The organism is Nonomuraea spiralis (assembly GCF_014648435.1).
Classification (GTDB): domain Bacteria; phylum Actinomycetota; class Actinomycetes; order Streptosporangiales; family Streptosporangiaceae; genus Nonomuraea; species Nonomuraea spiralis.
The window spans coordinates 1-12,815 of sequence record NZ_BMRC01000065.1 but is presented as its reverse complement, the minus strand read 5'-3'; the positions used below and the strand labels follow the sequence as shown (position 1 = coordinate 12,815).

Below are 12,815 nucleotides of genomic sequence, written 5' to 3'. Positions count from 1 at the left end.
CGCCGAATATGAACGTCGACACGTAATCAAGAGCATTCAGGAAGACGGCTATGCTGCCGCGTAGCCGAAAGCCTTGACGTGTCTACCGAGCCGGGGCAACTCCAACTGCCGCCTGCTCCACTTCGGCGGACGCCCCTTGCCCGATGCGGCAGGCAGATGCGGCTCCAGCGCCGCCCACTGCGCGTCAGTGAGGTCGTGTCGCCTCGTCACCACTACGCTGGCCACGAGGTCTCCGGTGTTTCGTTCTTCTTGGTCGTTGAACCAACTACCGGAGACCTCTTCGTTCAGCGATCACCGACACGCCCCACACGTGATCTTTCGAAACACGGCGCTAGTAGTGGGCGAAATCCTCGTTGTCGCGGTCGCGCATCATGGGTTATGAGCCGACGTTCGGGCCGCTGCGGAGGAGCGCCTGTCCAAGGGGGGTCAGGGTGTGGAGGACGGCGCCGCCGATCCGGGTGGTTGAGACGAGTCCGGCGTTGCGCAGTACCGTGGCGTGCTGGCTGGCGGAGCCGAGGGAGATGCCGACCCGTTCGGCCACGGACGTGGTGGTGGCGGGGTCGCGCAGGGCGGCCAACACGGCTGCGCGGGTACGGCCGAGTAGGGGGCCGAGCACGTCGGCCTGGTCGGTGGACTGCCCCCCGACGAAGATCGGATACGTCAGCACGCTGGCCGCGTCGGGCCGATACGTCACTATCAGGCGAGGCGCGAAGTAGGACGGGATCAGCAGCAGCCCGTGCCCAGGCAGAGCGATGTCATGGTCGTCGCCGAACGGGATGTACAGGGTCGGCGGCTGCCAGCGGCAGTCGGGGTGGAGCGTGGCCAGCAGGGCGTCTACCCCGCCGCGTAGCAGGGTTTCGGCGCGCAGGGTGCGGTCGGCGGCGGCTTCGACCTGGATCTGCGGCCACAGTGGCTCCACGGATGAGGTGAAGTAGCGGTTCAGGTCACTGGCAAGGGTCTGGCGCGCCCAGGAGGCGCCGTCGGCCAGTTCCTGTGCCCACCGCCCGGCCTGCTGCGCGGGCGACAGCTCGCTGAGATCGAACGCTAAGTTGGAGCTGGTCGTCTGACTGGCCTGCTTGACGCCGGTGGCGAAGTCTCCGGCGTCCGGCTGGAGCAGGAACGTGGGTATGAAGTTCTTCGGGGGAACCAGGGGCGCGAGCACCCCGGCCCGCTCCGCCAGGCTTCCTCTCACCTGCTGGTGCAGTCGGCGGACTCCGGGTCGCGACCAGCTCCTGCTGGTCTGTGCGCCAAGCAAGAGGCGCACACTCAGTGCCGTCTCCCACAGTGCGTTCGGAGCCGGGGCGAACGTGATCTGGCGAAGGTCGGCGTCAGAGAAGTGCATGCGGATCATGCCGATGATTCTCACGCAGCCGGCTCTGCTCGGCGAAGTCCAGCCTCACCCTTTTAGTCAGGACTAAAAGGCGTTGTGGTCGAAATTCGGCCAGGGCATCCTTACCATCCAGGGTCCCGATTAGGAGCCATTGGCTCCAGTTAGCGGCGCCTTGCGCGGGGGCAGCCTCATCGCTGTCCAGGGATCGCTACATGTAACCATGGATGGACTGGAAGAGGCCATCCACATCGCTGGTTTGAGCGATGAACTCTCGCCCTAGGAGGTCATAGTCGATGCAGTGAGGTGATCTCAGAGAAATAATTCGGGCAAGCAGGGATTTCTTAGCCGCAGGCGGTCGCGTATCGGGCCTTTCGGGAGAAGTCGTTGAAGGCCGGAGGCAGGCGTGGAGCCTCCGGTAGATGAGTTCTCAACACAAGAAATCCCATAGCCGGAAGGCTCCACGTGATTGCTCATCGTGCCATGCTCGACGTCTCCCGCGCGCTGGTTCAGTACGTTGCCCGGTTGCTGCAGGAGGAACGCCGACAGCTCGGCACTCCCAAGGGCAGCCGCGCCCTGACCCCGTTCCGGCAGGCGGTCATGGTGCTGCGCTGGTTCCGAGGCGAGCGCGACATCCCCAAGCTCGGCCGCGATCACCGTGTCTCCCGAGCCACCGCCTACCGCTACATCACCGAAGGTATCGACGTCCTCGCAGCTCAAGCCCCTGATCTACACGAGGCCCTAGATCGCGCCCAGGCCGACGGGCTGGGCTATGTGATCCTGGACGGCACATTGATCTTCATCGACCGCTGCGCCGAACAGAGCCTCAGCGTCAAGGGCGAGCCCATCGACGCCTGGTACTCCGGCAAGGCCCACCAGCACGCCGGCAACCTCCAAGCACTCTCTGCACCCAGCGGGCTTCCCCTGTGGATCGCCCACGTCGAACCAGGCTCGGTCCACGACCTAACCGCCGCTCGCGCGCACGTCCTGGGCGCGCTGTACGCCGCTGCCGCAGGCGGCCTGCCCACTCTCGCCGACGGCGGCTACGACGGCGCGGGCATCGGCGTCCACACACCGATCAAACAACCCCAGGAAATCAGACCCTCAGCCCGGACAACCGCACCTACAACCAACTCCTGCGCGGCCTGCGCTGTATCGGTGAACGCGGGTTCGCCCTGCTCAAAGGCCGCTGGCGGATCCTCCAGCACATCACCGCCAGCCCCAGCACAATCGGCGACATCGCCCGCGCGGCCCTTGTACTGACCCATTTCGAGCACAACTGGCTACCAGAAATTCGCTGAGATCACCTCACTGAGGCGTCGGTTTTCGGAGTGCCCTGCTGCTCTTGCCGCACAGGCAAGAGAAAGCGGATGCTCACCCCTCAACACCACATGGCCCTTCGCACCACTCGACATTCGTTTCGCGCGGGCCGCCAAAAAAGGGCTTTCGCCGCGTTGCCTCCGTAGATAACCATGAACGCCTAGGGGGCCGCACCATCAACGGGGAGAACCATAGTGAAACGCGTTCTGGCGCTGTTATGCGCCTTCATCGTCACGCTCGTCATGATGCCGCCGGCGCAGGCAAACGCGTCGGCGTCCACCAGCACCCTCAAGCTCGCCTGGACCTACGTCGCCCTGGCCGACCCGAAGACCTCCCATTGGAACAGCGCGGACGACGCGCTCGTGGGGACGGGTGTCCAGCCTCCCGGCGTGTTCCGCTCCTTCTTCCGCATGGACATCAGCCCGATGCACGGCAAGAAACTGCTGTACGCCACCTTCCAGGGCTATCTCAACAGCGGCGCCTGCGACCCCAGCATCGAACTCTGGCTGACCGGGGAGATCGGCCCGGAGACCACCTGGAGCAACCAGCCCGCCTGGACGCGGAACCTCGGCACCGGGACGGTCGCCGACGGCTTCGACTCCTGCTTCTTCAACTGGCGGATCAGTGACCTCGTGCGGGAAGCCGCCGCACGCGGCGAACGGCACCTGACCTTCGGACTGCGTGCGGCCAGCGAGGTCGGGCCGCGCAGCCTGCGTGTCTTCGAAACCGATCAGGTCAACCACTCGTACTGGGGCCGCTTCACCACGCCGGGGCTGCGCTTCTGGTACAACACCGTGCCTGAGGTGCCCACCGATCCGGCCATCAACCTCAACGACTCCTGCTGGCCAGAACCACGCCCGGCGACAACGTCCGTCTCCACCACGACGCCCACCCTGGGCGCCGACGTCGTCAACCCCGACCGGGAGCACGGCGACGAGGTGTCGGCGCGCTTCGAGTGGGCTGACGCCTCCGGCGCCGTCCTGGGCTCGGCGACCTCCTATCCCGGCGGCTCGGAGGGCAGGCACTGCACCGAGATCCCCGAAGGGCTGCTCGCCGATGGCAAGACCTACCGGTGGCGGGTACGCGCCGAGGATCACTACCAGGAGCCGGAGACCCTGGAGATGCTCAGCGACGCCAGTGACTGGACGGCCTGGCAGGAGTTCACCGTCGACGTCACCCGGCCCACGCTGCCGGTGATCGCCTCTGAGACGTATCCGGAGAACTCGACGGGCGGGCTGGTCGGCACGCCCGGTGTGTTCACCTTCTCCCCCGGCGAGTCCACCGACGTCGCGTCCTACGAGTACCGGCTCGTACCGGGCGGTTCCCTACCATCCGGGCGCGTGACGGCCGATGCCGAGGGGAAGGCCAGCGTGACCCTCACCCCGACGCGCATATTCCGCAACATCCTGTATGTCAGAGCGGTCGACCGGGCCGGCAACTCCGGGCCGGAGCGTGCCTACGCCTTCACCCCGCGGCGGAACCCGGCGCCGTCGGTCACCTCGACCGTCTACCCGGAGAACGCGCCCGGCGGCGGAGCGGGCGTGCCCGGCGAGTTCACCTTCTCGTCCAACGGCGCGCAGGACGTCGTCGCGTACGGCTACCGCCTGGACTCCGGTGAGACGCTCCAGACCCCCGCAGACACGCCCACCGTGACCATCACGCCCGACACTGCCGGTCCTCACACGCTGTCGGTGTGGAGCATCGATGCGCGCGGCTACTCGAGCTGGGCACGTGATTACGCCTTCACCGTGAACTAGCTTGACTCTGTCGGGGATCTTGTTCGCTGTCGGGTCAGCTGGCGGCTCGCCAGGAACGCAAGCGCGGGATGCCTTGCTGGTCGAGGTAGTCCTGGAAGGCTGTCGGCGGTCGTGGGGGCGCGCTTTCTCCAGGAGGGTGCCGGCTGAGGCGTTCGACGTTGACGGCGATGGCGGTGAGCATGTGTTGCAGGTGGGCCTTGGCTTGCCCGCGGTAGCGGCAGCGGCGCATGCCATGGCCGTGGGCGAACTCGCAGATGGTGCCCTCGATGCCGGAACGTACCGCGTAGCGCTTGTGCCAGTCCGGTTCTCGCTGCTCCGCGCGGTTGCGCAGCTGCAGTTCGTGTAGTTCTCGCGGAGGAAAGCCCACGTTGCGTGCACCGTCGCGGGAGGTGGTGCACTTGGCTCGGACCGGGCAGGGTTGGCACTGGCCCTTGGTGAAGCGGGCCACGATCAACGGGGCGGCGGTCAGCGAGGATGTCGGATAAGGGCCGTGCCAGCCCTTGCTGACCTGGCCCTGCGGGCAGGTGACTTCCTGGCGGTCGAAGTCGATGCGAAAGTCGTCGCGGGCGAAACCCTCACCCTGGCGGTTTTGGTGGGTGGGGTTGCCTGGAAGCGGTCCGACCACGGTGATCTGGTGTTCGCGTTCGGCCTGTTCGAGGTGGACCAGGGAGGTGTAGCCACCGTCGACCAGGTGCTGCTCGGGCCGTAGGCCCCGGCGTTCCAGCCGGGTGTGGATACCGGGCAGGACCTCGGTGTCAGCGCTGGTCGCGGGCATGGTGACCACGTCCGTGATCACATTGGGGCCGTCGCCGGAGCAGGTCTCGGTCACGTGCGCGAGGAACCCCTGCCAACGGGTGACCTGCCCCCGACGCGCATAGCGGGCCGTCAGGTCGTAGGGCGAGATGATCCGCTTGGCCGAGGGCGGCAGACCGCTATCGTCGTCATCGTCACGCCAGCGCAGCCGCCCGGTGGAGTCGCAGTAGTAGTTCTGCACCAGGATCTGTCGCAGGGCCTGCACCTGGGGGCCGCCCAGCAGGCCGGGATGGTTTCGGCTCAGGTGTTCCAGCAGGCGACGGGCATCTGCCCCGGTGGTGTTGATCCTGGTCTTGGGCCGGGTGGGGTTCTTGCCCAGGCGGACCTGCCGGCCGTAGCGGCGTCCCCAGTCCTCACCGACCAAGCCGTTCAGCGCGTGAGCGGCAGTGCGGGCCAGTTCCTCCAGGGCTGCGCGCATGGCCTCGGTGACCAACTCCAGGCGGGTCAGGTCACGCACGGTGGCCAGGACATGAGTGGAATCGGTGCGCTGGGTGGTGCGCTCGCGGACCAGTCCGGCCTCCTTCAGACGGGCCAGGGCCAGATCGAGAAGCCGGTCCGCCCGCCCGTCCTGCAGCAGGCGGTCACGGAAGTCACCGAGCACGCTGTGGTGGAAGCCGGGGTCGTCCAGTTCGAGGCCGAGCGCGTACTTGAAGTCGATGCGACAGCGCACGGCCTCGGCGGCATCGCGGTCGGAAAGGTCCAGCACGAATTGCAGCACGCTCACCGTGGCCAGTTGGGCGGGTGAGAGTCCCGGCCGGCCGTCGCGGGGATACCACTGCGCGAAGTCCTCATCGCTCCATAACCCGTCCAGCCGATCGCGGATCCACATGGCCGGGGTGCCACGGGGATTACTCGCTCGTGCTACCTGGGCGGTGAGCTCCGGGACCTCCAGCGCGGACCGGGGACGAACCGGTAGAGACACCTGACCACCTCGGGGGAATGACCGACTTCGCCGACCCCAGAAGCCTCACAGTTACTGATCAGTCGCCCTTCGGGACATGCCGGATGTTTTCAAGATTCCCGACAGAGTCAAGCTCAGAGTGTCAAGGTGGCGCTGCGACACCTCGCCGCTCGCTACCGCGCCCTCAGTGCCGAGATTGACGCCGCCTACAACCAGTTAAAAGGGCTCATCGAGCAGGCCCGACCCGAGCTGCTGGCCATCCAGGGCGTGGGTGTGGAGACCGCCGCGCAACTGCTGGCCACTTGCGGCGACAATCCCGATCGGCTGCGCTCTGAGGGATCGTTCGCGGCGCTGTGCGGGGTGTCACCGGTCCCCGCCTCCAGCGGCAAAACACGACGCCACCGGCTTAACCATAGCGGCGATCGGCAGGCCAACCGGGCACTGTACGTCATCGTGCTGTCGCGCATGTCCTGCGATCCATCCACCCGCTCCTACGTCGAACGCAGAACCACCGACGGGCTGTCCAAAGAGAGATCATCCGCTGTCTGAAGCGATACGTCACCCGCCAGCTCAACAAGATCCTCCTCCGCCCTCAGACACCCGTAGCCGAATCGTCCGTCCTCGCTTGACAGGCCATAGAAGCATCGTGCTGCCGTCGATTTGTCGCGCTCAACGCTGAACTACGTGGCCGGCATCATCCGCCGCCACCGCAAGGCCATCGGCTGTGGCGACGCCTCAACCCCGCCCAGCAGGCCCTGCTGGTTCGGGTCTACCTGCGCAAAGGCGAGACCTACACCGAGCTCGCCGCCGGATTTGGGGTTTCGGTCGCCACCGCCTGGCGGTAGGTGGAGGAGACCGTCGCCCTGCTGCGCGCCCGCGCTCCCAAGCTCGACCGCGCCTTACGCAAGACCGTACGGGATGGTCTGCACTACCTGGTGCTGGACGGCATGCTCATCCCCACCGACCGGGTACGCGCCGACCGGCCGTACTACTCGGCCAAGCGCCGCGCGGAGGCGCTCGCGGGCCTGGGTGTGGGCCGTGGGGGCCCGCCCTTCCTCACCAGCAGGTCGCGCGGCTGCCTGCGGTGGTCGCGACGTGGAATCTCCCACAACGTTGCGATGATCGGCGGCTGCGTAAAGACCAGGGCTTTCTGGCGATTGCCCAGGGCGTCAGCACGCCTGGTCTTTCCCGCCGTGCACGCCGCCGAGCAGTCGCAGGATCTCGTCGGTGAGGTGCCCAGCAGATTCCGGACAGTCAGCCACATAAGCTGACAGAAGTCTGGAAGAGGTAGGTACGTGACGAGGCGTCGCAGGCAGTTCTCGCCCGAGTTCAAGGAAGAAGCCATCCGCATGGTGCTGGAGGGCGATCGGACGGTCGCGTCCGTGGCGCGGGAGTTCGACATCAACGCCAGCACGCTGGGCAGCTGGGTGAACCGGCATCGGATCGCGAGCGCGCAGGAGGAGCGGCAGGCGCTCTCTGGGCCGGAGCGGGCGCGGATCCGGGAGTTGGAGCGGGAGAACGCCGAACTGCGCGAGAAGCTGATCTTCCTGAAAAAAGCGGCCGCCTTCTTCGCCTCCGAGACTCGATGACGCTCGCCAAGTACGAACTCATCGACGCGGAGAAGGCCTGCCACTCGATCGTGAAGATGTGCTCCTGGCTGAGCGTGTCCCGCTCGGGCTACTACGAATGGCGCGAGCGGCCGGCCTCGGCCACCGCGCAACGCCGGACGCTGCTGGCCGCATCGGTTGCCGAGATCTTCGCCGGCTCGCACGAGACCTACGGCTACCGGCGGGTGCACGCCGCCCTGGGCCGCCGCGGTGAGCACTGCTCGGCCGAGTTGGTGCGTGCCCTGATGCGGGAGCAGGGCCTGGTCCCGGCTCAGGTGCGCGCGTTCCGGCCCGTCACAACGGTGCGGGGCGACTTCCGCGGCATCCCCGACCTGGTCAGCCGCGACTTCACCGCCGCCCGGCCGGGCACCAAGCTGGTCGGCGACATCACCTACGTCCGCACCTGGGAGGGCTTCCTCTACCTGGCCACCGTGATCGACTGTCACAGCAAGGCGGTGCTGGGCTGGGCGATGGCCGACCACTACCGCACCGAACTGGTCACGGACGCGATCCGGATGGCCGCCGGCACCGGCTTGCTGCAGCCCGGCGCCCTGTTCCACACCGACCGCGGCTCGAACTACACCTCAGATGAGTTCGGCCGCTTCCTGACCGGCCTGGGGATCCGCCGCTCGGTCGGCCGCACCGGCGTCTGCTACGACAACGCGATGGCCGAATCGTTCTTCTCCGCCCTCAAGAACGAATGGCTGCACCGCTACGTCTTCACCACCCGAGCCAAGGCAAGACGGCAGGTCATCCGCTACATCGAGGGGTTCTACAACCACCGGCGCCTGCACTCGGCGCTCGGCTACCGGCCACCCTTCGAAGTGCTCAACGAGTCCGTTTCAGCCCCAACGGCCGCATAGGCTACGCCCACAAGACGGCTGTCCGGAATATCCGTGGCCCCTCACGGACAGAAGCTCGTCCGGGCCCTTGAGAGCGTCGGCGAGTTTCGTGTCGGTGCAGAAGATCATCTCTGCGGCGATGTTGTCCTGCACGATCCGGGCGACGTTGTCCAGGGCGACGGGGATCGGCTTGGAGGGGATCTCGGCCGTGGATATGTCGATCAGGTGGGTGTCGGCCTTTGCCGGGTCCATGAACTTCTTGATGATGATGGAGTTCTGGTTCAGGGAGGATGTGGTCCAGATCGTGAAGACGACGACGTACAGGCCTTTCCAGGCGTCATCGCCGAGTTGTCCGCGCCAGCGGGTCATGATGTCCGCGACGCCTTCGATCTGCACTTTGGACGCCCAGTACATGTTGGTGCGGATGTTCGGGTACACGCTGCCCGAGTAGTCCTCGAAGGACTTCATGTCGAAGGAGCGGCTTCGAGTTGTGTCCGCGATGAATTCGCGTGATCTGTCGAGAATGTCTGCGCACGACTGCTGAAGGCCAGGTGGAAGTTTCGCCTCGTCGAGTTGCTGCCGGGCCGTGGTCATCGTGGCGGAGACGTCCTGGAGCGGCTGGACCCAGCCGTCCCCCAGCCCCTTGAAGGCGACCATGTCCAGGTCGTGCGGATCGATTCTGGCGCTCTGGAACGCCGGGACCCGCTTGGGCAGGTAGGGGGCGATGATCGTGAAGAGGCCCAGCGGGAGGTGGGCGATCGACTTCGCCAGTTCGAAGATCTCGTCGACCGGGTGCAGCGACTCCAGTGCCTGCCCGTTCGAGACGAGGCTGTACAGACCACCTCGGTGGTCGTTCTGGACGACGATGACCGGGCCCAGGTGGTTGATGAGGTCAGCTTTCAGTGCGGCGTAGTTCCGCCGCGTGTCGGCGTTGACCGCACGGATCGCGTCGCGTGCCGGATTCGACGGGGATGTGCCGGAACGTGCGACGGGCAGGACGTTGCCGCCGAGCAGCGTCGTGGCACCGGCCGCGGTGGCGGTGCCGAGGAATGTCCTGCGTGTGACCACTGTCTGTCCTGCCTCTCGAAAGCCGCCGCGCCTCACGCGGCAAGACCGGCGAGGGCGACCCCCGCTCGGCCAAGCAGTCACCCGCCATGGCGCCGACGAGATCGTCCGCCGATGCCAGGCCCTCCGTCGCGCCGTCACTCCCACTCCAGCTCCAAGCTGTCCCGGACCGGAATGTTGACTTAATGTTTGTGCAAGGTAACGGTAAGTAGCAAGTCTGCGGGTTTTTCGGCCCGGGACGAGCGAGGTCCGCCAACTGTGGCCATTGCGTCGTAGTCAGGAGAGGGAATGTCGATCCTCAGGGTCGTTCCGCCGGTCGTGTCCACCTCACGCGGGCCTCGGTTCGCCGGGCCGGCAATCGGCGGCCTTGCGTTGCTCGTCGCCGTGCTCGTCCCGGCCGCGACCGGCGCACGTGCTGCGATCGGGGCCACCGAGTGCACTGGTTCTCAGACGGTGACCTACACTCCCGGCCTCACCGACCAGCCTCGGGAGGTCACGGTCAGTGGGAAGGATCCCTTGATCGAGTGCGTCTCCAGCAGTGATCCCACCATTTTCCAAGCCACGTCGACCTTCTCCGCCACAGGGACGTTCTCCTGCACCTCTGGCACGAGGGCCGGGAGCCGGCGGATCACGTGGAACAACGGCAACACCAGCACGCTGTCCTCCACCTCCACCGTCTCGCTCAACGGCGCCGAAAGCCTTGTTCTGATCAAGGGCGTGGTGGTCGACGGCGAGTTCAGGGGAGCGCGGTGGACCGGCACGTTCACCATGTTCAGCACGAAGCCGCAAGCCTGTCTCACCGCGCAAGGGCTCGCCGGCGTCTCTGGCCCGCTCACCCTGAGCATCGGCTCACTGTGAACCGGCCCGACTTCGTTGGAGACCTTGGTGTCCCGCGTCGAGTGTCGTGGAGGGTCGGCGGCGGCGACCACTTCGCCGAACTGCAGTACGTGGTACGGGTCCCCGATCCCGCCGCCGGGGTTGTCGCGACCCCGCAACCAGATCCTGCCGTTCCTGCTGAACGAGCGCACGGCCGCCGCCCGGCGCCGCTACCTGGACGCCTTCGGCAACGCCGCCAACTTCGCCTCAGGCAATCGGTTCTTCCTCGCCCTCACCATGCGGGCCGGGCTCGCCGCGCGCCGACCGGAAGTGTTCGTCCGGCCGCTGACGATGGAGGAAGGCCGCAAGCTGAAGCGGATCACGCGTAATGCGAAGGATCCGATCAAGCTGCGGCGGGCGATCGTGGTGATAATGTCCGGCCAAGGCCAAAGCGTTCCGGACATCACCTCGTTGATGCAGGTCAGCGACGACTACGTGCGTGATGTCATCCACGCCTTCAACGAGCGGGGGTTCGACGCGCTGGACCCAAACTGGAGCGGGGCCGTCCACCGGCGATCAGTGAGCGGGTGCGTGAGCACATCTGCCTGATCGCCACGACGGCCCCCACCGAGTGGGGCATCGAAGGGATGTCGACCTGGAGCCTGCGCACCCTGGCCGAGCACCTCATCGCACGGGGTGTCGTGGCGGCGATCAGCCGTGAGCATCTGCGGCGGATCCTGCGCAAGGGCGGGGTGAGCTGGCAGACCACCACGACGTGGAAGTCCTCCACCGACCCGCACTTCATCGCCAGGATGCAGCGCGTGCTGGAGTTATACGATCACCCACCGGCCGACGGGCGGGTGATCTGCGTCGATGAGGTCGGCCCGTTGAGCCTGATGCCACTCAAGGGCAAGCGCTGGCGGCCGGCCCGCTCGCCGGCCCGGCGGCGGGCCACCTACCACCGCTACCACGGCGTGATGCAGATGATCGCCGCACTCGACCTGGCCACCGGCCAGCTCTACTACCGCATCCGCACCCGCAAGCGCTGGCGGGAGTACTTGGCCTTCCTCGAGACGCTCCGCGCCCGATGGCCCGGCGAGAAGCTGTATGTGATCGCCGACAACTACTCCCCGCACAAGCATCCTCAGGTCCGCTCCTGGGCCGGGGCCAACGATGTCGAGCTGGTGTTCCTGACGACCTATGGCTCGTGGCTGAACTGGATCGAGTCCGAGTTCGCCGCGCTGCGCTACTACGCCCTCAACGGCACCGATCACCGCAGCCACGATGAGCAGAACGCGGCGATCGGCGCGTACGTGCGCTGGCGCAACGCCCGAGCCCAGCCCAAGACGAACTTCGCCGCCAGCTCACCATCAGAAGCTGGACCAGTTACCCGTCCAAGGTTGCGTGAGGGGCCTGGAAATACTGAGTGCGCTGCTGCAGCAACCAACGCTCGACATCCTCATCCGTGGCATCGACATACGGCTCTTCGGCCAGACGCTCTAGGAGTTCGTCGCGCTCCGGGTGATCACTTGTCGCCACCATCGACCGCACCGCGACCACACCGCCAGCGAGAACAGCCCACAGATCCAGACCCATCTCCGTGTCGAAGTTAGCGATCTTCGCGCTCCACTGCAGCCAGGCATCATCCACGCAGCGATGCTCGGCCAGCAACAACATGCCAAGTCTCAGCCCGTCGGACACACCCCAGAACTCTTCAGCCTCCCGAATATCCTGCTGCAGCAGGAACTTCAGCAAAGCCCGATCAGCAGCCCGTGGATCGAACAGAATCGCAGCCAACACCGCCACACGACGTTCGGCGTTGGCGTCCCAGGTGTCGTCATCCTCGGCGGGGGCGAAGCCCAGACCGGACCAAGACTCCGGGTCAGCCCGCAGGACCTCCAGCAACTGCCGACTCCCCGCATCAGGCTCATTCATCGCGCGTCATCCTAGGCCCCGGAAGCCAACTGGCAGGCTGCGCCTCCCCAGGAGGGCTAAACCCTCGGAGCCGGCCGACGGGTCCACCCACCCGAGATCGATTACCCGACCAACGTTCGGTGACGAGCCACTAGATCGCGATCCTCCTCGCCGCGCCGATCGCTTCCGAGGCCGGCGGGCTCGCGCACCATCGTGGTCGACGGCGCGGCGGACCTCGACAGAACCAGCTCAGGACGGGTGCGGCGCGACCGCGCACAGGTAGGTCGACTCCTGCAGCAGTTGCGCGGTCAACTTGATCCCGGTCAGGTTCTCGGCCAGGGCGAAGACAGGAGTTGCCCCGGCTCGGTAGACACGTCAAGGCTTTCGGCTACGCGGCAGCATAGCCGTCTTCCTGAATGCTCTTGATTACGTGTCGACGTTCATATTCGGCGG

Annotated in this window: 11 protein-coding genes and 2 pseudogenes; 9 read left to right on the top strand and 4 right to left on the bottom strand. The window is 66.4% G+C overall.

Features of this window, described 5'->3' with window-relative positions; translation table 11 throughout:
• Positions 1-376: 376 nt before the first annotated feature.
• The gene (locus IEZ27_RS52975) at positions 377-1,192 is read right to left on the bottom strand and encodes an ArsR/SmtB family transcription factor (protein WP_229825302.1); all 816 of its coding nucleotides are present in this window, start codon (positions 1,190-1,192) and stop codon (positions 377-379) included.
• A 600-nt stretch (positions 1,193-1,792) separates the two neighbouring features.
• On the opposite strand from IEZ27_RS52975, the pseudogene IEZ27_RS52970 reads away from it, so the two are divergent.
• Both IEZ27_RS52970 and IEZ27_RS52965 read left to right on the top strand, forming a co-directional pair.
• Positions 1,793-2,628: pseudogene (locus IEZ27_RS52970) on the top strand (transposase family protein).
• A 213-nt stretch (positions 2,629-2,841) separates the two neighbouring features.
• The gene (locus IEZ27_RS52965) at positions 2,842-4,404 is read left to right on the top strand and encodes a hypothetical protein (protein ID WP_189654244.1); all 1,563 of its coding nucleotides are present in this window, start codon (positions 2,842-2,844) and stop codon (positions 4,402-4,404) included.
• 34 nt (positions 4,405-4,438) lie between these two features.
• Here IEZ27_RS52965 and IEZ27_RS52960 read toward each other — a convergent pair whose 3' ends face one another.
• A complete protein-coding gene (locus IEZ27_RS52960) occupies positions 4,439-6,139 on the bottom strand; it encodes an IS1182 family transposase (protein ID WP_189654243.1) in 1,701 nt (566 codons plus the stop codon).
• A 126-nt stretch (positions 6,140-6,265) separates the two neighbouring features.
• Here IEZ27_RS52960 and IEZ27_RS52955 point away from each other — a divergent pair, with 126 nt between their 5' ends.
• From IEZ27_RS52955 to IEZ27_RS52940, 3 genes and pseudogenes are all read left to right on the top strand, one after another.
• Positions 6,266-6,667: a transposase gene (locus IEZ27_RS52955; protein ID WP_189654242.1), complete on the top strand. Its 402-nt coding sequence runs from the start codon at positions 6,266-6,268 to the stop codon at positions 6,665-6,667.
• A 111-nt stretch (positions 6,668-6,778) separates the two neighbouring features.
• Positions 6,779-7,125: pseudogene (locus IEZ27_RS54810) on the top strand (helix-turn-helix domain-containing protein); the annotation flags it as partial.
• Positions 7,126-7,413: 288 nt separating this feature from the next.
• A protein-coding gene (locus tag IEZ27_RS52940; RefSeq protein ID WP_189654240.1) for an IS3 family transposase occupies positions 7,414-8,588 on the top strand; the annotation gives its coding sequence in 2 pieces (ribosomal slippage) (positions 7,414-7,675 and positions 7,675-8,588; 1,176 coding nt in all).
• Here the strand turns inward: IEZ27_RS52940 and IEZ27_RS52935 are convergent.
• On the bottom strand, positions 8,568-9,635 hold the full coding sequence (locus IEZ27_RS52935) for a twin-arginine translocation signal domain-containing protein (RefSeq protein ID WP_189654239.1): 1,068 nt from the start codon (positions 9,633-9,635) through the stop codon (positions 8,568-8,570). The genes IEZ27_RS52940 and IEZ27_RS52935 overlap by 21 nt on opposite strands.
• A 285-nt stretch (positions 9,636-9,920) precedes the next feature.
• Here IEZ27_RS52935 and IEZ27_RS52930 point away from each other — a divergent pair, with 285 nt between their 5' ends.
• The 4 genes from IEZ27_RS52930 to IEZ27_RS54800 are packed head-to-tail and all read left to right on the top strand — an operon-like array spanning position 9,921 to position 12,398.
• Positions 9,921-10,490, top strand: coding sequence for a hypothetical protein (locus tag IEZ27_RS52930; protein ID WP_189654238.1), 570 nt, complete (start codon positions 9,921-9,923; stop codon positions 10,488-10,490).
• A 27-nt stretch (positions 10,491-10,517) separates the two neighbouring features.
• On the top strand, positions 10,518-11,057 hold the full coding sequence (locus tag IEZ27_RS54805) for a helix-turn-helix domain-containing protein (protein ID WP_229825297.1): 540 nt from the start codon (positions 10,518-10,520) through the stop codon (positions 11,055-11,057).
• Positions 11,000-12,061, top strand: a complete 1,062-nt coding sequence (locus IEZ27_RS52925) for an IS630 family transposase (RefSeq protein WP_308427378.1) — start codon at positions 11,000-11,002, stop codon at positions 12,059-12,061. Before IEZ27_RS54805 ends, IEZ27_RS52925 begins: the two co-directional genes overlap by 58 nt.
• 43 nt (positions 12,062-12,104) lie before the next feature.
• A complete protein-coding gene (locus IEZ27_RS54800; protein WP_229825294.1) occupies positions 12,105-12,398 on the top strand; it encodes a hypothetical protein in 294 nt (97 codons plus the stop codon).
• 213 nt (positions 12,399-12,611) lie between these two features.
• On the opposite strand, the gene IEZ27_RS54795 is transcribed toward IEZ27_RS54800, so the two are convergent.
• On the bottom strand, positions 12,612-12,701 hold the full coding sequence (locus IEZ27_RS54795) for a DUF6461 domain-containing protein (protein WP_268246148.1): 90 nt from the start codon (positions 12,699-12,701) through the stop codon (positions 12,612-12,614).
• Between the last annotated feature and the right edge of the window lie 114 nt (positions 12,702-12,815).

Coding starts and splice junctions, on each gene's coding strand:
- IEZ27_RS54800 (WP_229825294.1), top strand. CDS start 12,105: ATGCTCGGCCAGCAACAACATGCCAAGTCTCAGCCCGTCGGACACACC.
- IEZ27_RS52930 (WP_189654238.1), top strand. CDS start 9,921: ATGTCGATCCTCAGGGTCGTTCCGCCGGTCGTGTCCACCTCACGCGGG.